20 protein-coding genes are annotated in these 18,554 nt (G+C 71.4%); 9 read left to right on the plus strand and 11 right to left on the minus strand.

What is annotated here, in order from left to right:
• On the minus strand, positions 1-1,384 hold a 1,384-nt coding region (locus tag AB0M26_RS21030; RefSeq protein WP_365263328.1), incomplete at its 3' end, for a DEAD/DEAH box helicase.
• Positions 1,385-1,487: 103 nt separating this feature from the next.
• On the opposite strand from AB0M26_RS21030, the gene AB0M26_RS21035 reads away from it, so the two are divergent.
• From AB0M26_RS21035 to AB0M26_RS21045, 3 genes are read left to right on the plus strand one after another with little or no spacing between them, the layout of a single operon-like run.
• On the plus strand, positions 1,488-2,381 hold the full coding sequence (locus tag AB0M26_RS21035; protein ID WP_365263329.1) for an AraC family transcriptional regulator: 894 nt from the start codon (positions 1,488-1,490) through the stop codon (positions 2,379-2,381).
• A gap of 10 nt (positions 2,382-2,391) precedes the next feature.
• Complete coding sequence (locus tag AB0M26_RS21040) at positions 2,392-3,252, plus strand: AzlC family ABC transporter permease (protein ID WP_365263330.1); 861 nt, start codon at positions 2,392-2,394, stop codon at positions 3,250-3,252.
• The gene (locus AB0M26_RS21045) at positions 3,249-3,560 is read left to right on the plus strand and encodes an AzlD domain-containing protein (protein WP_365263331.1); all 312 of its coding nucleotides are present in this window, start codon (positions 3,249-3,251) and stop codon (positions 3,558-3,560) included. The genes AB0M26_RS21040 and AB0M26_RS21045 overlap by 4 nt, the downstream gene beginning before the upstream one ends.
• A gap of 38 nt (positions 3,561-3,598) precedes the next feature.
• Here the strand turns inward: AB0M26_RS21045 and AB0M26_RS21050 are convergent, their stop codons facing one another.
• Positions 3,599-4,558, minus strand: coding sequence for a hypothetical protein (locus AB0M26_RS21050; protein WP_365263332.1), 960 nt, complete (start codon positions 4,556-4,558; stop codon positions 3,599-3,601).
• A gap of 78 nt (positions 4,559-4,636) precedes the next feature.
• Between AB0M26_RS21050 and AB0M26_RS21055 the strand changes: the two genes are divergently transcribed.
• The 4 genes from AB0M26_RS21055 to recX all read left to right on the plus strand — a co-directional run bounded on the left by AB0M26_RS21055 (position 4,637) and on the right by recX (position 7,974).
• Positions 4,637-4,831 (plus strand): DUF3046 domain-containing protein, encoded by a 195-nt coding sequence (locus AB0M26_RS21055; protein ID WP_365263333.1) that lies wholly within the window; start codon positions 4,637-4,639, stop codon positions 4,829-4,831.
• Positions 4,832-4,971: 140 nt separating this feature from the next.
• Positions 4,972-6,081, plus strand: coding sequence for an AI-2E family transporter (locus tag AB0M26_RS21060; RefSeq protein ID WP_365263395.1), 1,110 nt, complete (start codon positions 4,972-4,974; stop codon positions 6,079-6,081).
• Positions 6,082-6,219: 138 nt separating this feature from the next.
• The gene (recA, locus tag AB0M26_RS21065) at positions 6,220-7,347 is read left to right on the plus strand and encodes a recombinase RecA (RefSeq protein ID WP_365263334.1); all 1,128 of its coding nucleotides are present in this window, start codon (positions 6,220-6,222) and stop codon (positions 7,345-7,347) included.
• A 3-nt stretch (positions 7,348-7,350) separates the two neighbouring features.
• Positions 7,351-7,974 (plus strand): recombination regulator RecX, encoded by a 624-nt coding sequence (recX, locus tag AB0M26_RS21070; RefSeq protein WP_365263335.1) that lies wholly within the window; start codon positions 7,351-7,353, stop codon positions 7,972-7,974.
• Positions 7,975-8,203: 229 nt separating this feature from the next.
• Here the strand turns inward: recX and AB0M26_RS21075 are convergent, their stop codons facing one another.
• The 8 genes from AB0M26_RS21075 to AB0M26_RS21110 all read right to left on the minus strand — a co-directional run bounded on the left by AB0M26_RS21075 (position 8,204) and on the right by AB0M26_RS21110 (position 15,041).
• Positions 8,204-8,623: a rhodanese-like domain-containing protein gene (locus tag AB0M26_RS21075; protein WP_365263336.1), complete on the minus strand. Its 420-nt coding sequence runs from the start codon at positions 8,621-8,623 to the stop codon at positions 8,204-8,206.
• Positions 8,620-9,147: a cysteine dioxygenase gene (locus AB0M26_RS21080; RefSeq protein WP_365263396.1), complete on the minus strand. Its 528-nt coding sequence runs from the start codon at positions 9,145-9,147 to the stop codon at positions 8,620-8,622. Before AB0M26_RS21080 ends, AB0M26_RS21075 begins: the two co-directional genes overlap by 4 nt.
• A gap of 189 nt (positions 9,148-9,336) precedes the next feature.
• Positions 9,337-9,444: a putative leader peptide gene (locus AB0M26_RS21085; RefSeq protein ID WP_365263337.1), complete on the minus strand. Its 108-nt coding sequence runs from the start codon at positions 9,442-9,444 to the stop codon at positions 9,337-9,339.
• 78 nt (positions 9,445-9,522) lie between these two features.
• Positions 9,523-11,421 carry an FAD-dependent monooxygenase gene (locus AB0M26_RS21090; protein WP_365263338.1) on the minus strand — a complete coding sequence of 633 codons (1,899 nt, stop codon included), beginning with the start codon at positions 11,419-11,421 and terminating at the stop codon, positions 9,523-9,525.
• Positions 11,422-11,611: 190 nt separating this feature from the next.
• On the minus strand, positions 11,612-12,550 hold the full coding sequence (locus AB0M26_RS21095; RefSeq protein ID WP_365263339.1) for an amino acid ABC transporter permease: 939 nt from the start codon (positions 12,548-12,550) through the stop codon (positions 11,612-11,614).
• On the minus strand, positions 12,547-13,194 hold the full coding sequence (locus AB0M26_RS21100) for an amino acid ABC transporter permease (protein WP_365263340.1): 648 nt from the start codon (positions 13,192-13,194) through the stop codon (positions 12,547-12,549). Before AB0M26_RS21100 ends, AB0M26_RS21095 begins: the two co-directional genes overlap by 4 nt.
• Before the next feature lie 105 nt (positions 13,195-13,299).
• Complete coding sequence (locus tag AB0M26_RS21105; RefSeq protein ID WP_365263341.1) at positions 13,300-14,217, minus strand: glutamate ABC transporter substrate-binding protein; 918 nt, start codon at positions 14,215-14,217, stop codon at positions 13,300-13,302.
• Positions 14,218-14,264: 47 nt separating this feature from the next.
• Entirely contained in the window at positions 14,265-15,041 is a 777-nt protein-coding gene (locus tag AB0M26_RS21110; protein ID WP_365263342.1) for an amino acid ABC transporter ATP-binding protein, read from the minus strand.
• Positions 15,042-15,349: 308 nt separating this feature from the next.
• Here AB0M26_RS21110 and AB0M26_RS21115 point away from each other — a divergent pair, with 308 nt between their 5' ends.
• Positions 15,350-16,066 carry a response regulator transcription factor gene (locus tag AB0M26_RS21115; RefSeq protein ID WP_365263343.1) on the plus strand — a complete coding sequence of 239 codons (717 nt, stop codon included), beginning with the start codon at positions 15,350-15,352 and terminating at the stop codon, positions 16,064-16,066.
• A 16-nt stretch (positions 16,067-16,082) separates the two neighbouring features.
• Positions 16,083-17,489, plus strand: a complete 1,407-nt coding sequence (locus AB0M26_RS21120) for a HAMP domain-containing sensor histidine kinase (RefSeq protein ID WP_365263344.1) — start codon at positions 16,083-16,085, stop codon at positions 17,487-17,489.
• Between the two features lie 204 nt (positions 17,490-17,693).
• Here AB0M26_RS21120 and AB0M26_RS21125 read toward each other — a convergent pair whose 3' ends face one another.
• Positions 17,694-18,221 carry a hypothetical protein gene (locus tag AB0M26_RS21125; RefSeq protein WP_365263345.1) on the minus strand — a complete coding sequence of 176 codons (528 nt, stop codon included), beginning with the start codon at positions 18,219-18,221 and terminating at the stop codon, positions 17,694-17,696.
• Between the last annotated feature and the right edge of the window lie 333 nt (positions 18,222-18,554).

Below are 18,554 nucleotides of genomic sequence, written 5' to 3' on the forward strand. Positions count from 1 at the left end.
TCATGGCCACGATCTGCTGGGCCAGTACGTCCAGCGGGTTGGCCGGGACGCGCAGGGCCTCGATGGCACCGCTGCGCATCCGCTCGGTGACGACGGCCGCCTGCACCAGATCGCCGCGGTACTTGGGGAAGACGACGCCCGTGGAGACCGCCCCCACCTGATGGCCCGCGCGGCCGACACGCTGCAGCCCTGAGGCGACGGAGGGCGGCGACTCGACCTGGACGACGAGGTCGACGGCGCCCATGTCGATGCCAAGCTCCAGGCTGGAAGTGGCGACCACGGCAGGCAGGCGCCCCGCCTTGAGGTCCTCCTCGACCAGCGCCCGCTGCTCCTTGGACACCGAACCGTGGTGGGCGCGCGCCATGACCGCCGGGCTTCCCTTGGCTGCACCCGAACCGCCCATCAGCTCGGCGGGGGAGTGGTGCTCGGGGGCCGGCTCGCCGGTCTCCCGCTCGTAGGCGATCTCGTTGAGCCGGTTGCACAGACGCTCGGCGAGACGACGGGAGTTGGCGAAGACGATCGTGGACCGGTGGGCCTGGACGAGGTCGGCGATCCGCTCCTCGACATGGGGCCAGATGGACGGCTTGCCGGCCCCCGACCCGCTCTCCGGTTCGGTGGCGGGGGAGGCGCCCAGCTCGCCCATGTCCTCCACGGGCACGACCACCGACAGGTCGAACTCCTTGCCGGACGGGGGCTGGACGACCTTGGCCGTGCGCTGCGGCGAGAGATAGCGCGCCACCTCGTCCACCGGACGCACGGTCGCCGACAGCCCGATGCGCCGGGCCGGACGCTCCAGCAGCTCGTCCAGCCGCTCCAGCGACAGCGCAAGATGGGCACCCCGCTTGGTGCCCGCGACGGCGTGCACCTCGTCGACGATCACCGTCTCGATCCCGGCCAGCGCATCGCGGGTGGCGGAGGTGAGCATCAGGAAGAGGGACTCGGGGGTGGTGATCAGGATGTCCGGAGGACGGTTCGCCAGGGCACGGCGCTCGGCCGCCGGTGTGTCACCGGAGCGGATGCCGACACGCACCTCAGGCTCCGGCAGCCCGAGCCGTACTGACTCGTGCCGGATGCCGGTGAGCGGGCTGCGCAGATTGCGCTCGACGTCCACCGCGAGGGCCTTGAGCGGCGAGACGTACAGCACCCGGCAGCGCTTCTTCGTCTCCGCGGGCGGCGGCGCGCTCGCAAGCCCGTCGAGCGCGGAGAGGAAGGCGGCCAGCGTCTTGCCGGAGCCGGTCGGGGCGACGACCAGCACGTCCGAGCCCGCGTCGATGGCCCGCCACGCTCCTGCCTGGGCGGCCGTGGGCGCGCTGAAGGCCCCCGTGAACCAAGCCCGGGTCGCGGGGGAGAACGCGCCGAGGGCCGACACCGCATCGTCCGACATGCTCCCCATCCTGCACCCGGCCACTGACAACGAGCCCGGTCCGCAGGTCGGCGTGGACCGGGCGGCAGGCCGGCGTCCTTCCGCTCCGCTGCACAATGGCGGTATGGCGCGGCAGGAGAAGGCACGGCACTGGCGGTACCCGGAACTGCCCGGCGTCGACCTGCTGAAGGCCCAGTACGTGCACAAGACCTTCGTCCGGCACACCCACGACCCCTTCGTCATCGCCGCGATCACCCAAGGAGTGGAGACCTTCAGATGCGGCGGGACCTTGGAGCGGGCCGGGGCCGGCGGGCTGGCGCTGGTGAACCCCGGCACTACGCACACCGGCCAGGCCGGCGTCCCGGAGGGCTGGACCTACTCGGTGCTCTACCCGGAGCCGGAGACGGTCGCCGCGATCGCCGCCGAGACCACGACGATCCGTGGTACCGCCGGCTTCGCCTCCGCCGTCGTCGACGACCCGTACGTCTGCCACCTGGTGACCGAGGTGCACCGGGCCGCCGAGGAGGGCAACGCGCTCGCGGCGGACACTCTGCTCAAGGTCGCTGTCGCCCGGCTGCTGCGGGTCAACGGCGGCACCCTTCCGGTGCGCGGTGCGCGCACCGCGGGTGCGCGCACCGCCGAGCGTGCCCGGACGATCCTGGAGCAGCGGATGGCCGATCCGCCCTCTCTGGAGAAGCTCGCGGCCGAACTCGGCACGAGCCCGTTCGCGCTGCTGCGGGCCTTCCGCGACCTGTACGGGATGCCGCCGCACAACTGGCTCACCGACGCCCGGGTGCGCCGGGCCCGACATCTGCTCGACTCCGGCACGGCCCCAGCCGAGGCGGCCGTCACGGTCGGCTTCACCGACCAGCCGCATCTGAACCGGCACTTCAGCCGGATCGTGGGCGTGCCGCCCGGGGCGTACCGGCTCGAGCGGACCCGGTTCCGCGGTGCTGCGACGGAGCGGAGCGTTGCGGCCGCAAGAACGTACAAGACCGGGGACCGCCCCGGCTCGTAGCGTGCGGTGCGTGGCACGAGAACGAACTCCGATACGCCCCGGTGACCGGGAGACGGCTCCTCGGGACCGGGACACGGGCCTCCGGGACGAGAAGGCGATTCCCCAGGACAGCCCTCGGGACAGGGAGGCGGTCCTCCGGAACCCCCGGGACCCGAAAGCCGCCCGCCCCCGGGCGCGCTCCGATGCCGCGGTGGTGCGCGACGCCCTGGGCGTCGGCGTCGCCGTCGGTCTCTCCGGCTTCGCCTTCGGCGTGACATCCGCGGGCGCGGGATTGACCCTCCTGCAGACCTGCGCGCTCAGCCTGCTGGTTTTCACCGGTGCGTCCCAGTTCGCGCTGGTCGGCGCACTCGCCGCGGGCGGCAACCCGCTCACCGCGGCCGCCGGCGCCTTCTTCCTGGGCGTGCGCAACACCTTCTACGGGCTGCGGCTGTCCCAGCTCCTGCGGATCCCGCGCGCCCTCCGCCCCCTGGCCGCCCACTGGGTCATCGACGAGACCACGGTGGTGACCCTGGCCCAGCCGGACCGGCGCAGCGCCCGGATCGGCTTCACCGTCACCGGGCTGAGCATCTACGTGCTGTGGAACCTCACCACCCTGCTCGGGGCGGTTGGGGCCTCCGCCCTTGGGGACCCGGATGCCTGGGGGCTGGACGCCGCGGGGCCGGCGGTGTTCCTCGCGCTGCTCGCGCCCATGCTGCGCACCACGCTGGAACGCGCGGTGGCGGGGCTCGCCGTGGTGTTCGCCCTGGTGGGGCACCCGCTGCTGCCCGCAGGTGTGCCGGTGCTGCTGTCGGCCCTCGCCGCGCCCGTGGTCCTCGCCCTCCACGGGCTCCGCACACGGCGCGCGGGCACGGACGGGGAGGCGGACCGATGAGTGTCTGGATCGCGATCGGCGCCACCGTCGTCGGCTGCTACGCGGTCAAGCTGCTGGGTCTCTCGGTGCCCGCCGGTGCACTGGAGCGCCCCCGCATCAAGCAGCTCGCCGCGCTGATCCCCGTCGCCCTGCTCGCCGCGCTGATCGCCATCCAGACAGTCGGCGCCGACGATCGCACGCTGGTGCTCGACGCCCGCGCGGCAGGGCTCGCGGGGGCCGCGGTCGCGCTGGTGCTGCGCGCCCCCTTCCTGGTGGTCGTCGCCGTCGCGGTGCTGATCACCGCGGGCGTACGGGCACTGGGCGGTTAGCCGCATAGCGTCCGTACGCCCCGGGGGCGGGGATCCGGCTACGCGGGCCGGTCCTCGAGCGGCCGGCCGTGGGCGCGGAGCGCCAGCAGCGCGTCGACAGTGACCATGGGACGGCACTCCAGAGCCGTGCCGGGCGCCCAGGAGCGCCAGCGGATGGGCCAGCCGCCGTCCTCCTCCTGACCTGCCGCCAGGAAGTCCAGCGACCGCTCCATCTCCGCGTCACTGAACCAACGGCGGGCGAGCGAGCCGGGCGTGCGCGCGAAGTCGTGGGCGTAGTGGTGCTCGCCCGGGCCGTACCCTTCGGGCACCGGGTGGTCATCGGCCCCCTCGGGATCCACGACCACCAGGTCCTGTTCGCGCACCAGCCGCCCGAGCCGCTCCGCCGCGGCTTCGGCGCGGTTCCGGTCCGGGACGCCGTCCAGGAAGGCGACCGCGGCCATGATCTCGTACGGGTGGGACTTCTCCAGCGACTCGACGGCCGCCCAGCAGAAGTCCGTGGCCCGGAAGAGCCAGGCGTGCCACACCTCGTTGCGGTGCAGCAGGCCCACGACGGGGCCAGTCGCCAGCAGGTCGCTCTGCGGGTGGTCCACGACCGGGATCCAGGGGGCGGCCGGGTAGCCCCGGAGGGACGGGTCGATCGCGGGCAGCGCGCCGTCCTCGGTAGAGATCGTCGTCAGATAGCGGCAGATCCGCTCCACCCGCTGTCCGCCGCAGCGGCCGATGGAGTCCAGCACGCGGAGCGCGTGCGCGGTGTGCAGGGGCTGGCTGACCGGACCGCGCAGATCGGGCTCCAGCGCGTGGCCGTAGCCGCCGTCGCCGTTGCGGTAGGCGTCAAGCGCCGTCTCCACGGCGTCGGCCGCCGGGGAAAGGTCCGCCTCCCCGGACGCGCCTGGGGTGCCGGAGAGGAAGTGGTACGCGAAGGTGCGCTGCTCGAGCACGCGTGCGGTGAGCCAGACGAAGTGCTCGGCGCGGGCGAGAGGGGTTCCGGATCGGGCCATGTCCCCGACCGTATGGGGAAAGCGCGCCGGGTTCCCCGGGAGCGCGAGGCTGCAATCCCTGAGCGGGATACTGGGCGCATGCGGTTGACGGTCTTCTGGCAGCGGATGGCGGATTACTTCGGCGAGGCGTACGCCGACTCCTTCGCGCGCGATCATGTGATGTCGGAGCTCGGGGGCCGGACCGTGCACGAGGCACTGGCCGCCGGGTGGAACGCGAAGGACGTCTGGCGCGGTGTGTGCGCCGCCATGGACGTTCCTGCGGACCAAAGGTGACAGAGGTGGGTCACACTGGCCCGATGGATGCGACGGAAGAAGCGGCCCGCGAAGGCGCTCGGGGCGGTGCCCGCGACGGCGCTCAGGGTGGTGCTTCCGAGGCGGGGAGACCCGGCGGGGCGGCGGCTCCCCGCGAGCGGATGCCGCGCTGGCTGCCCCGCGCCATCGTGCTGGCCCTCGCCCTCTTCGCCTGCTTCCAGCTGGCGAACTGGGCTTTTCACCAGCTCATCGGGCTCCTGGTCAACATCCTCATAGCGTTCTTCCTGGCGCTCGCCGTGGAACCTGCCGTGGACCGCATGGCAGCGCGCGGCGTACGGCGAGGGCTGGCCACGATGCTGGTCTTCCTCGCGGTGATCGGCTTCTTCGCGGGGTTCTTCGTCCTGCTCGGCTCGATGCTGGCCGGGCAGATCGTGACCATGGTGGAGCACTTCCCGCAGTATCTGGACTCGGTGATCCGGTGGATCAACGAGTCATTCCGGACGAATCTGTCCCGCGTCGAGATCCAGGACAGCCTGCTCCGCTCGGACTGGCTGAAGAGGTACGTGCAGAACAGCGCCACGGGCGTGCTGGACATCTCCACGACCGTGCTCGGCGGGCTGTTCCGGGTCCTGACCGTGCTGCTCTTCTCCTTCTACTTCGCCGCCGACGGGCCGCGGCTGCGCCGCGCGCTGTGCTCCGTGCTGCCGCCCGCCCGGCAGACGGAGGTGCTGCGCGCCTGGGAGATCGCGGTCGCCAAGACCGGCGGCTACCTCTACTCGCGCGGGCTGATGGCCCTGATCTCCGGTGTCGCGCACTACGTGCTGCTGGAGTTCCTCGGCGTCCCGTACGCGCCGGCGCTGGCGTGCTGGGTGGGTGTGGTCTCGCAGTTCATCCCGACCATCGGCACGTATCTCGCGGGTGCGCTGCCGATGCTGCTGGCCTTCACGGTGAACCCCTGGTACGCGCTGTGGGTGCTGTGCTTCGTGGTGGTCTACCAGCAGTTCGAGAACTATCTGCTGCAGCCGCGCATCACCGCCCGGACCGTGGACATCCACCCGGCCGTGGCCTTCGGCTCGGTGATCGCGGGCACAGCGCTGCTGGGCGCGGTCGGCGCGCTGATCGCCATCCCGGCGACTGCGACGCTGCAGGCGTTCCTGAGCGTGTACGTCAGGCGGTACGAGGTCACCGACGACCCGCGAGTGCAGGGGCGCCCGCGGCGGCGCACGATCGCCCCGGCGCTGGCGAAACTCCGCCGGGCGTGGCGCGGTTGACACCAAAATCGAACATCCATTCTCATGGTGGTCCGGCCCGGTTTTCCACAGGCCGGACGACGCCCGAGCGCATTGTCAGTGCCAGGCGCTAGCGTCGTTGACGTGAAGCGATCGACTCAAGCAAACCGGGTGGGACCCATGGCAGGAACCGACCGCGAGAAGGCGCTCGACGCCGCACTCGCGCAGATTGAACGGCAATTCGGCAAGGGCGCCGTCATGCGCCTGGGGGAGCGGCCGAACGAGCCCATCGAGGTCATCCCCACCGGGTCGACCGCTCTCGACGTCGCGCTGGGCGTCGGCGGCCTGCCGCGCGGCCGCGTCGTCGAGGTCTACGGTCCGGAGTCCTCCGGCAAGACGACTCTGACGCTGCACGCGGTGGCAAACGCCCAGCGCGCGGGCGGCACGGTCGCGTTCGTGGACGCCGAGCACGCCCTCGACCCCGAGTACGCGAAGAAGCTCGGTGTGGACATCGACTCGCTGATCCTGTCCCAGCCGGACAACGGCGAGCAGGCGCTGGAGATCACGGACATGCTGATCCGCTCCGGCGCCCTCGACCTCATCGTCGTCGACTCGGTGGCGGCCTTGGTGCCGCGCGCGGAGATCGAGGGCGAGATGGGCGACTCCCACGTCGGCCTCCAGGCCCGGCTCATGAGCCAGGCCCTCCGCAAGATCACGGGAGCGCTGAACCAATCGAAGACCACCGCGATCTTCATCAACCAGCTCCGCGAGAAGGTCGGCGTGATGTTCGGCTCGCCGGAGACGACGACCGGTGGCCGGGCCCTGAAGTTCTACGCTTCGGTGCGTCTGGACATCCGCCGTATCGAGACCCTGAAGGACGGCACCGACGCGGTCGGCAACCGCACCCGGGTCAAGGTCGTCAAGAACAAGGTCGCGCCGCCCTTCAAGCAGGCCGAGTTCGACATCCTCTATGGACAGGGCATCAGCCGTGAGGGCGGGCTCATCGACATGGGCGTCGAGCACGGCTTCATCCGCAAGTCCGGCGCCTGGTACACGTACGAGGGCGATCAGCTCGGCCAGGGCAAGGAGAACGCCCGCAACTTCCTGAAGGACAACCCCGACCTCGCCAACGAGATCGAGAAGAAGATCAAGGAGAAGCTGGGTATCGGAGTGAAGCCGGACGCCCCGGCGGGTGAGCCCGGCGCGGATGCGGCGGCTGCCGCGGGTGCACCGGCCGAGCCGGCGGCAGCGGCCGCCCCCGTGACCAAGGCCACGAAGGCGACCAAGGCCGCCGCGGCCAAGAGCTGATCCGTGACGCGTCGCACCGACTGGGGGGACGTCGCCTCCAGCGGCACCGGCAGTGATGGCGGGGACGTTTGCACGGGTAGCGGTGCCTCTTCTTCGTCGAGGGCCGAAGAGGGGGCGCCGCGCAGCCCCGAGGAGCAGGCGCGGGCGATCTGCCTGCGCCTGCTCACGGGGACTCCCCGGCCCCGCAAGCAGCTCGCGGACACGTTGCGCAAGCGCGGCATCCCTGACGCCGCCGCCGAGGAGGTGCTCTCCCGGTTCGAGGGTGTGGGACTGATCGATGACGCGGCGTTCGCCGATGCATGGGTCGAATCCCGGCACCACAGCCGGGGGCTGGCCCCAAGAGCACTGGCGCGTGAACTGCGCACCAAGGGCGTCGACTCGGCGCTGATCGACGAGGCCGTCGGGCAGCTCGATCCCGAGCAGGAGGAGCAAACCGCCCGGGAGCTGGTCGAGCGCAAGCTCCGCGCCACCCGCGGTCTCGACCGGGAGAAGCGCATCCGCCGCCTCGCCGGAATGCTTGCCCGTAAGGGCTACGCGGAGGGGCTCGCCCTGCGCGTAGTGCGCAGCGCGCTGGAGGAAGAGGGCGAGGACCCGGAGCTGCTGGAGTACCACCTGCCGGACGGCTGACGCCTTCCGCGCGCCGCCATACCGCCCGCCGTCCCCCTCGGGTTCCGGTCGAGCGTCGCCCTGTCGGTCGGCGGCGCAGCCCCGGCGGGCGACGCGAGGTTCGGGTGGGGGCCGCCGAGGTCGGGGGCGGGCGACGCGACGTCCGGGCGGAGGACGCCGAAGTTCGGGAGACGAGGCCGAGGTCCGCGGTCGTGGAACGCCGTCCGTCCGATGCACCGACAGACGCGGGCTACGCGGACGCTGGCGGAGTGATGGGGAGCCCCGCTGCCCGCCATGCCTGGAAGCCGCCGTCCAGGTCCGTGGCGCGGCCGAGCCCCAACTGCCGCAGCGAGATGGCCGCGAGACTCGATGCATAACCCTCGTTGCAGACCACGATCACCCACAGGTCGTGGCTCGTCGCCTCCGCGGTGCGGTGGCTGCACTGGGGGTCCAGCCGCCACTCGAGCTCGTTGCGCTCCACGATCAGCGCACCCGGGATGGTGCCGTCGCGCTCGCGCAGCGCCGCGTAGCGGATATCGACCAGCAGCGCACCACCGGAAGCGAGGGCCTGCGCGGCCTGTTCGGGGCTGAGCCGGTCCAGCGCTGCGCGGTTCTCCTCCAGCAGGGCGTCGATGCTTTTCGGCGCAGGGCCTCCGGGCGCCTCGCTCATTCCCACGCCTCCGCTTCCTCGACGGCCTCCAGGCGAAGCAGTGCCCCCGTACGGCTGTAACGCCGCATCAGGGGCAGCGGCGGGTAGTACGCGTGCACGGAGACGGCGTGTTCGCCGGGGGCGAGGTTGAGCACTTGGTGCACATGGTTCGGGCCGAACGCGCGGCCGTCGCCGGCGGGCATCCGCCGCTCGCGGTCGACGTCCTCGGCCAGTTCGAGCGTGCGCCAGCCCTCCGTGGGGAGCTGGGCGGCGAGGGACTGCTCGGTGAGTTCGCCGGCGGCGATCGCGAAGGCTCCGCGCGAGCCGCCGTGATCGTGCCAGCCGGTGCCGGTTCCCGGGGGCCAGGCGATGAGCCAGGCCTCGCTGCCTCCGGGGCCCTCGAGCCGCATCCAGGTGCGGCCATCGCGGTCGAGGGGGAGCGAGGCGATCAGGCCCCGGTCGGCGGCGGCGCGGCGGGCGAAGTCGAGCAGGTCGCCCGCTGTGGGGCCGGTATCGGCAGCGGCAGGGCCGGTAGCGGGAGCCAGGGGGACGGTCGCGGCTGGGGTGGATCCGGATGCTGCCGGGGCCACGGGCGAGGGCGCGACCGCAGCCACGGGCGAGGGCGCGGATGCGGAGACGTCGCCGGGGGCGGCGGTGGAGAGGGGAGACACAGGTCCGTCCGTAAGTGATCGCGAGGGGGCGCGGGATCGGTGGCCGCGCAGGGACAGTGCGGATCAACAGGACGGACGACACACGCAGCCCGCGTAGCGGAGGAGGTCCACATGGACCCTCCGCCAGAAGCCGGGCCGGGTGTCAATCACGTTCCGGAGTGAACCACGCACCAAATGACCCGGTCAACTCAGCGCGCACGTGGGACGAACCACAGCGCCCGGCCCTCAGGGCCTTTCGGCCCTCCCGTGTCACCAGTGGGCCGAAGCCGTCCCCGCGGGCCCGGGCGCGGAAGCCCTCTGAGCCGGACCGGGCGTGGACGTCTTCTGCACCGGACCGGGCGTGGACGTCTTCTGCACCGTGGACGTCTTCTGTGCCGGTTCCGGCGTGGAAGTTCTCTGCGTCGGTCCCGGCGTGGACGTCGTTTCCGTCGCCCCGGGCGCTGAAGCCGACACCGCCCGCCCTGGTGTTGCCGAGGCCGCACTGCGGTCCGTGGCCTGCGGCGGTACGGCAGTGCCCCCGCGCGCCGCGTCCGCGCACGCGTACAGCTCGGCCGGCCGGACGCCGGACATCGCGGCGACCAGGTGCCCGTCGGGCCGAACGAGGAGCACGGTGTGCGCGGCCGCTCCCGGGTAGCCCTCGGTGACGAGCAGTTCGGCCCTGACGGGCAGCGCGGCGATGGCCGCCGCGAGCCGCGGCATCAGGCCCGCGCTCACCCAGTGGCGGCGTTCCCACACGGCCGTCCCGGGAGCCACGAGCAGGACGAGCAGATCGCGGCCGAGCCGGTCGCGCAGCCGGGCGGACGAGCCGTCGGGTGCCGTGACCGTGACATCGGCGACGGGGGCGCCGGGCGCGGTCGCCACGCGCACCGTGCCTTCCGGGGGCTCGGGTGCGAGGGGTGAGCGTGCGTACACCGGCGGGGCGCCCAGCGGTCCGAGCCCGATGTGACCGTCCGTCAGGAGCACATCGTGTCCCCGCGCACCGCCCGGCACCAGTGACCGCCGTACGGCCGGCCAGCTTCCGCCGCCGCGCACCAGCGGCAGCGCCTGGTCCGCCGCGCGCAGCCGGGACCCGACCGCCGCGCGGCGCTCTGCCTGGTAGCTGTCCAGAAGCGCGTCGGAGGCGTGGCGGTGCCAGACCAGGGCGAGCTTCCAGGCGAGGTTGGCGGCGTCGCGCAGTCCCTCGTCGAGGTCCTGCGTGCCCAGTGCGCCGAGCAGATGGGCGGCACCACCGGCCAGGAAGGCGCGGCCCACACGCCAGCGTTTGGCAAGGCGGTGGTGCACGGTGTGGACGCCGGCGTCCAGCAGGTCGTACGGCGGGGTGCCGTCGCACCACAGGCCGAGCGTGTCCCGGATCCGCGCGACCAGGGCTTCGGGCGTGACCAGTTCACCGCGCGGTGGCAGCAGCCAGTCCAGCCGCCACAGGCCCCCCGGCAGCGGACGGGCCGTCACCTCCCCGCCGAGGGACGGCGAGCGGTGGAGCACGGCCTCACCGGGCCAGGGCAGTTCGGCCCGCAGCGCCGCCACGGCGTGCCGCTCGACGGCCGTACGTCCCGGGAAGCGGATCTCCAGCAGCTTGCGGACGGTGGAGCGCTGGCCGTCGCAGCCGATGAGATGGCTGCCGCGCCACCATGTGCCCGCGCCCGGGGCCTCCGGCCCGCCGGGGGAGCCGCCGGTGGGCCGGGTGTGCGCGGTGACGCCGTGGTCGTCCTGTTCGAGGGCGTCGAGCTTGCTGTGGATGGCGATCCGTGCAAGCCGCTCGCGGGAGAGCGCGGCCCGCAGACGGCGGGTCAGGATGTGCTGCGGTACGTGCAGCGGGGACTCCGGGGGCTCCTCCGCTTCCGCTGCCGCGCCCCTGGCGGGGATGGCCGTCGCCGGGCCCGGCTCGCCGAACTCGATCCGGCGGCTCACCTGCCTGCGCCGCACCGTCCGCCAGGCACTCCAGCCGCAGCCCTCCTCGGGCGCGGGCGCGCAGCCCAGCCGCCGCAGAAAGGCGGCGGTGTCCCGGCGGAGGAGGATGGTGCGCGCGGTGCGCGGCTCGTCGTGACCGGGGCCCTCGTCGAGGACGACGACGGGCACACCGTGGCGCGTGAGAGCCAGAGCGGTGGACAGCCCGACGGGCCCGGCGCCGACGACGATCACCGGGTCCACGGCGCGACTCCCAGAGCCGTACGGGACGTACAGAGGGTGCCAAGAGAAGCCCGGTGCGCGATCACAGGAAAAAGTATGCAGCCCCTCGCGGATGCGTGCACCAAGAGACATCTGCAGCGGCGCGATGAGCGCCACTGCAGATGCCGATGGGACGTCAGACGCCTCGTGGGACGGGGTTCCGGACGAACCGTCAGACCTTGGTGGCCGGCGGTTCCTCCGCGGACGGACCGGGGCGGTCCGTGTCCAGCACACCCGGCGCCTCGGCCGGTTCGGCGGCCGCTGCCACGGAAATGCCGGTCTTCGCACGGCGCCCGCGCTTCTCGATCCAGGTGGCGAGCGAGGAGAGGGCCAGACACATCGCGACGTAGATCGCACCGACGACGATGACGACCGGGGTGATCGGGTTCTCACCGTTCACGATGATGTTGTTGGCCATCGTCCGGGCCGCGTACAGCAGCTCCGCGTACGTGATGATGTAGCCGAGCGAGGTGTCCTTCAGCGTGACCACGAGCTGGCTGATGATCGTCGGCAGCATCGAGCGGACGGCCTGCGGCAGCAGCAGCATGGTCATCACCTGGGACTTGCGGAGGCCCAACGCGTAGGCCGCCTCCACCTGTCCGCGCGGCACGGCGTTGATACCGGCGCGCAGCACCTCCGCCTGGACGCAGCCGTTGTACACGGTGAGTCCGATGACCAGGGCCCAGAACGCCGTGTTCTCGCCGATGAAGCCGAGGTCGGCCTTGTAGGAGAGGAAGACGACCCACAGGGCGTAGATCGTGATCAGCAGCGGCACCGCCCGGAACAGCTCGATGAATCCGGTGGCCAGCCAGCTCACGGCCTTGTGGTCGGAGAGGCGGGCGACCGCGAGCACGACGCCCAGCACGAGCGACAGCAAGCCTGCGGCGGCGAAGACCTGCAGCGTGGTGAGGACACCGTCGCGGATGTTGGTGCGCACACCCGCGTTGTTGAAAATGTTCCAGACCTCGGGCTCCAACTGGCCCTTCTGGTGGAGCCGGTAGACCGAGAAGACGATCAGCCCCAGGACGAGCAGGGAGCCGACGACGGTGTAGATGCGGTTGCGGAGCCGGGCGCGGGGGCCCGGTGCGTCGTACAGGACGCTCGCGCTCATCGTGCGACCTCCAGGCGCCGCTCGAGCAGCCGGAAGAGACCGCTGATGGAGAAGGTGATGACCAGGTAGGCGAGTGCGACCCAGAGGAAGATCCAGGCGATGTCGAAGCCGAGGTCGCTCAGGCGCTTCTGCACGCCGAACAACTCGGTGACACTGAACGCGCCCGCGATGGCCGAGTTCTTGGTCAGGGCGATGAAGATGCTGCTCAGCGGCGGCACGACGGTGCGTGTGGCCTGCGGCAGCACGATCAGACGCAGCGTCTGGAAGAAGGTCATGCCGACGCTGCGGGCGGCCTCGGCCTGGCCGAGCGGCACGGTGTTGATGCCCGACCGCACGGCCTCACAGACGAAGGCCGAGGTGTAGAAGCCGAGCGCCAGCAGCGCCTTGGTCCAGGGGTTGAGGCCGGGGGCGAAGATCACCGGAACGACGAACCACGCGACGAGGAACAGTAGCGTCAGCGGGGTGTTCCGGAACAGCGTGACCCAGGCGGTGCCGAAGAACCGCAGCGGCGGTACGGGCGAGACCCGGAAACCGGCGATCACGACACCCAGCACCATCGCGAGAAGCCCGCTGGACAGGGTCAGCAGGATCGTGCCTATGAACCCCTCGCGGAACAGAGACAGATGGTCGAGCAATACGTTCACGGGGATGTCCTCGTGGGCGGCAGCGGTCGGGGCAGGGGGACCCCGCCCTGTGGGCACCGTCCGGTGCCCACAGGGCGCGGCTCACTGCCGGCTCGTCAGGGAAGGTCAGTAGCGCTCGAGGGCCGGCGGCTCGGTGAACTTGGAGCCGGACAGGCCCAGCGTCGCGTCGTACGCCTTCTTGTAGTCACCGTTCTTGATGTGCGCCTCGAGGGCGTCGCTCACCGCGTCGCGGAGCGCCTTGTCGTCCTTGGCCAAGCCGACGCCGTACGGCTCCTTGGTGAACGGCTTGCCGACGACACGCAGCTTCTCCGGCCGCTGGGCGGCGTAACCCTTGAGGATCGCGTCGTCGGTGGTGACCGCATCGACCTCGTTGTTGAGGAGCTGCTGCACGCACTCCGAGTACTTCGCCAACTCGACGGTCTCGGCGCCGTACTTGGGCTTCTTGATCTCGGCCAGCGGGGTGGAGCCGACGATCGAGCAGACCTTCTTGCCCTTAAGGCTGTCCGGGCCCTTGATGGCCGTGTCGTCCTTGCGGACCAGGAGGTCCGCACCGGCCATGAAGTACGGGCCCGCGAAGCCGACCTGCTTCTTGCGCTCGTCGTTGATGGTGTAGGTGCCCACATAGAGGTCGACGTCGCCCTTGGAGATGGTGGTCTCGCGGACGCCGGAGTCGACCGTCTTGAACTCGATCTGGTCGGTTGAGAAGCCGAGGTCGGCGGCGACCATCTTGGCGATCTCGATGTCGAAGCCGGAGCGCTTGCCGTCCGTGTCCTCGAAGCCCAGGTACGGCTGGTCGTTCTTGGCACCGAAGACGATCTTGCCGCGCTTCTGGGCCTTCTTCAGCGTCGCGGAGTCGACCTTCACGTCCTTGGCAACGGAGTACGTGGGCAGCTTCGGCTGCCCCTCGCCGCCGGTCCCGCCCTTGGGCTTGTCACCGGCGGTACCGGAGTCACCGCCACAGGCGGTTGCGGTGAGTGCGAGCACAGCGATCGCCGCTGCGGCGGCGGACTTGCGGAGCTTCATCGTGAACATCCTTAGTGTCGTCAGGCGTTGGCAGTCGGCGTGTGCCGTCAGTGGTGAAGGATCTTCGAGAGGAAGTCCTTGGCTCGGTCGCTACGCGGGTTGTTGAAGAACTGGTCCGGCTGCGCCTCTTCGACGATCCGCCCGTCCGCCATGAAGACGACGCGGTTCGCGGCGGAGCGCGCGAAGCCCATCTCGTGGGTGACGACGACCATGGTCATACCGTCGCGGGCGAGCTGCTGCATGACCTCCAGCACCTCGTTGATCATCTCCGGGTCGAGCGCGGAGGTCGGCTCGTCGAAGAGCATGATCTTCGGGTCCATGGCCAGGGCGCGCGCGATGGCGACGCGCTGCTGCTGGCCACCGGAGAGCTGGGCGGGGTACTTGTCCGCCTGGGTTCCGACGCCCACGCGGTCGAGCAGGGCGCGGGCCTTCGCCTCGGCCGCCTTCTTGTCCGTGCGCCGGACCTTGACCTGGCCCAGCATCACGTTCTCCAGCACGGTTTTGTGAGCGAAGAGATTGAAGCTCTGGAAGACCATGCCGACGTCGGCACGCAGCCGGGCGAGCTCCCTGCCCTCCGCGGGCAGCGGCTTTCCGTCGATCGTGATCGAGCCGGAGTCGACGCTCTCCAGCCGGTTGATCGTGCGGCACAGCGTCGACTTGCCCGACCCGGACGGTCCGATGACCACGACGACCTCGCCGCGCGCGATCGTCAGGTCGATGTCCTGGAGCACATGCAGCGCGCCGAAGTGCTTGTTGACGTTGTCCAGGACGACCAGGGGCTCTGCAACGGCTGTGCCGTCCTTGGTCACCGATACTTCGGTCATCGGCTTAACGCTCCGTCCTCCTCGGTTGGGAGGACATTAATGAGCTGCGCCGACCGGAGTCATTACTTCTGAGCGGAAATTGAGCATAACGATACGGATACGCGCCGCGACGCTGGGTGACCAACCGACACCCTTCACGACAACTTTCCCACAGGCCTCGTTACGTCCCACGGGTTGCCCCCTGTTTACCGGCTCCATAACGGATCCCCGCCCTCCGGCCGACAGCACTTGACGGGCGCCGCGCCGATCGGGCTGTATGCCCTGTGGACCACGCAGAACCAGGACCGGCCCGACAGGAGGGGGGACGCATGAGGCTGCTGCTCGTCGAGGACGACGACCACGTCGCCGCCGCGCTGTCCGCCATCCTCACCCGGCACGGCTTCGACATCACCCACGCACGCAGTGGAGAGGAGGCCCTGCAGGCCCTGCTGCCCGACTCCGGGGCGCCCTACGGCGTGGTGCTCCTGGACCTGGGCCTGCCCGACCAGGACGGCTTCGAGGTGTGCGGGCGGATCCGCAAGCGCACCAGCACCCCCGTGATCATGGTGACCGCGCGCGCCGATGTCCGCTCCCGGATACACGGCCTCAACCTGGGCGCCGACGACTACGTCGTGAAGCCGTACGACACGGGCGAGTTGCTGGCCCGTATCCACGCCGTCAGCCGCCGCACCGCGCCGGGCGAATCCGGCCCGGAGGAGCACGGGGCACCTGACGGCGGCGGTCGGGCCGAGCCGCTGCGCCTCGGCTCCGTCCTCATCGAACTGCCCACGCGGCAGGTCACGGTCGACGGCAGCCCTGTGCAGCTCACCCGCAAGGAGTTCGACCTGCTGGCTCTGCTCGCGCAGCGCCCCGGTGTCGTCTTCCGACGCGAACAGATCATCAGCGAGGTCTGGCGGACGAGTTGGGAGGGGACGGGCCGCACGCTGGAGGTGCACATCGCCTCGCTCCGCTCCAAGCTGCGGATGCCGGCCCTGATCGAGACGGTGCGCGGGGTCGGCTACCGTCTCGTCGCCCCGGCGGCGTGAAGGACCCCTCGGACCGGTGCGCACCCGACTTCTTCCCCTTCTCATCGTCCTCCTGGCGGGCGTTCTGCTCGCGCTCGGCTTCCCGCTGGCCGCGAGCCTGGCCGCCGCCGAACAGGAACGGGTCGTCGTCGACCGCATCGACGACATGGCCCGGTTCGCAGCCCTTGCCCAGTTCGTGACCGCCCGCCCCGAGGCCCGTGTCCCCGAGGACGAGGGCGGCCGCCTGGTCACCCTCCGCGCCGAGCTCGACCGCTACCACGACCTGTACGGCATACGGTCCGGCGTCTACTACCGCGACCGCTCCGCCATGGCCCAGGCTCCGGAAGGCTGGTCGGTACCCGGCCAGGGCGAGGGCGACCAGGCCTTCATGGAGGCACTCGCGGGCCGCCGCAGCCACGATCCCCAGCAGGTCTGGCCCTGGCAGGAGGGGCGTCTCGCAGTCGCCTCGCCCGTCGTGCGCGACGGAGACGTGGTGGCCGTCGTCGTCACCGAGTCGCCCACCGGCCAGATGCGCTCCCGCATCCTGCACGGCTGGCTGCTCATCGGCGCGGGCGAGTTCGCCGCCATGCTCGTCGCCGTCGGTGCTGCCTTCCGTCTGACGGGCTGGGTGCTGCGGCCGGTGCGGATCCTGGACGCGGCCACGCACGACATCGCCACGGGCCGGATGAAGTCCCGGGTGGCCGCTGGGAGCGGGCCACCCGAACTGCGGCGGCTGGCACGCTCGTTCAACGAGATGGCCGACAACGTCGAGGACGTGCTGGAGCAGCAGCGCGCGTTCGTCGCCGACGCCTCCCACCAGTTGCGCAATCCGCTCTCCGCGCTGCTGCTGAGGATCGAGCTGCTCGCGCTCGAACTCCCCGACGGCAACGAGGAGATCCGCTCGGTCCAGACCGAGGGCAAGCGGCTCGCGAACGTCCTCGACGATCTGCTCGACCTCGCGCTCGCCGAGCACGCGGCAGCCGATCTCAAGCTGACAGACGTCGCCGAGGTGGCGGAGGAGCGGGTGGGCGCCTGGCGCCCGATCGCCGACCGGGAGCGGGTCACCCTCACATACGACGGTCCCGTCGGCGCCACCGCCTGGGCCGACCCGGTGGCTCTCTCCAGCGCCCTGGACGCCGTCGTCGACAACGCGCTGAAGTTCACGCCCCAAGGGGAGACGGTTCGCGTGGGCGTGGAGCACGACGGCGACACCGTACGGATCGTGGTCGCGGACGGCGGACCGGGCCTGAACGAGGAGGAACTGGCGCGGATCGGGGACCGTTTCTGGCGCAGCAGCCGTCACCAGAACGTCTCCGGCTCGGGGCTCGGCCTGTCCATCACCCGGGCACTGCTGGCCGCTGGCGGCGCGTCGATCGCGTACGCCGGCAACGAACCGAAGGGCCTGCGCGTGACCATCACGGTGCCCCGTACGCCACGGAGCTGATCGCCCGCGCCGGTGCCCGGCCCCAAGGGACGACGGCCGGGGTGACGGCGTTCCCGCGCGGCCGGGGTGACGGCGTTCCCGCGCGGCCGGGGTGACGGCGTTCCCGCGCGGCCGGGGGCAGGCCCGGGGGGACGGGGACGGGGCGCGGCATGCGCGAGGCGCCGCGGCAGATGTGCGCGCGGCGCCTCGGTCAGGGGTCCGGCCTCAGCGGAGGAGGCCGAACTGCTCCAGGATGGTCTTCGCGAAGTCCGGGGCGGAGAGCTCGACCGGTTGTGCAGGGGCGGTGTTCCCTGCTGCGTAGCATGACGAACTGCCGTCCGGCCTGGTGGCGCACCGACGCACCTCCTGGCCGAGGCGCTCGGTACCCGCCTTGAGTCCGAGCGTGGCCGTCATCTGCGGGTCATTGGGGTCCACGGGCCCGGTCGACGACGTCTGTCCCTGGAAGCGTGTGCCGAGGATGGCCTTGACCGGCCTGTTCGCACGCTGGGGGGTGAGGACGTTCGTCTCGGCGGTGAGCAGGGTCGCCGAACTGCAGACGATGTCCCAGGTCGCGACCGCCGTCGCCGTTCTCGCCTCGCGGTCGACGGTCAGGTCCACCTCCTGGGTGCGCACGGTGCAGTCGGAGGCGTCGGCCGACCCGGGGGCGGCAATGGCCGGAGGCGCGGCCAGGAGTCCGACGGCGAGGACGGCGAGGGCGGAGAGGGCGGTGGCACGGGCTGGACGAGATCGCATCTGGTCTCCGGTGAATCAGGGCCGTTCGGGTGGGGGATTGCGTGATCCGGTACAGGTGTGGACCATCCTTGCCCCGTACTCACCGGCTCCTTCGCCGAGTTCGGCCGCATGGCGTACGGACGGCCCACCCACGCCGGGCACCCGGCACGTGCGGATGCCGGTTGCGGATCGGTGGTGGCACGCCCCTTCGGCTCCGGACGGTTCTCAGCTCGGGATGCAGCCCTTCACGCCGTCTTCGGCGCCCCGCTCGAAGGCGGCGATGGGTTCCGTGGCGTTCCCGTGGTCCGTCGCCCTTGTCCACGGGGTGTCCCCGTCCGAGCGCCGCCACTCGTT

It is taken from the genome of Streptomyces sp. NPDC051776 (assembly GCF_040681345.1).
Lineage (GTDB): Bacteria > Actinomycetota > Actinomycetes > Streptomycetales > Streptomycetaceae > Streptomyces.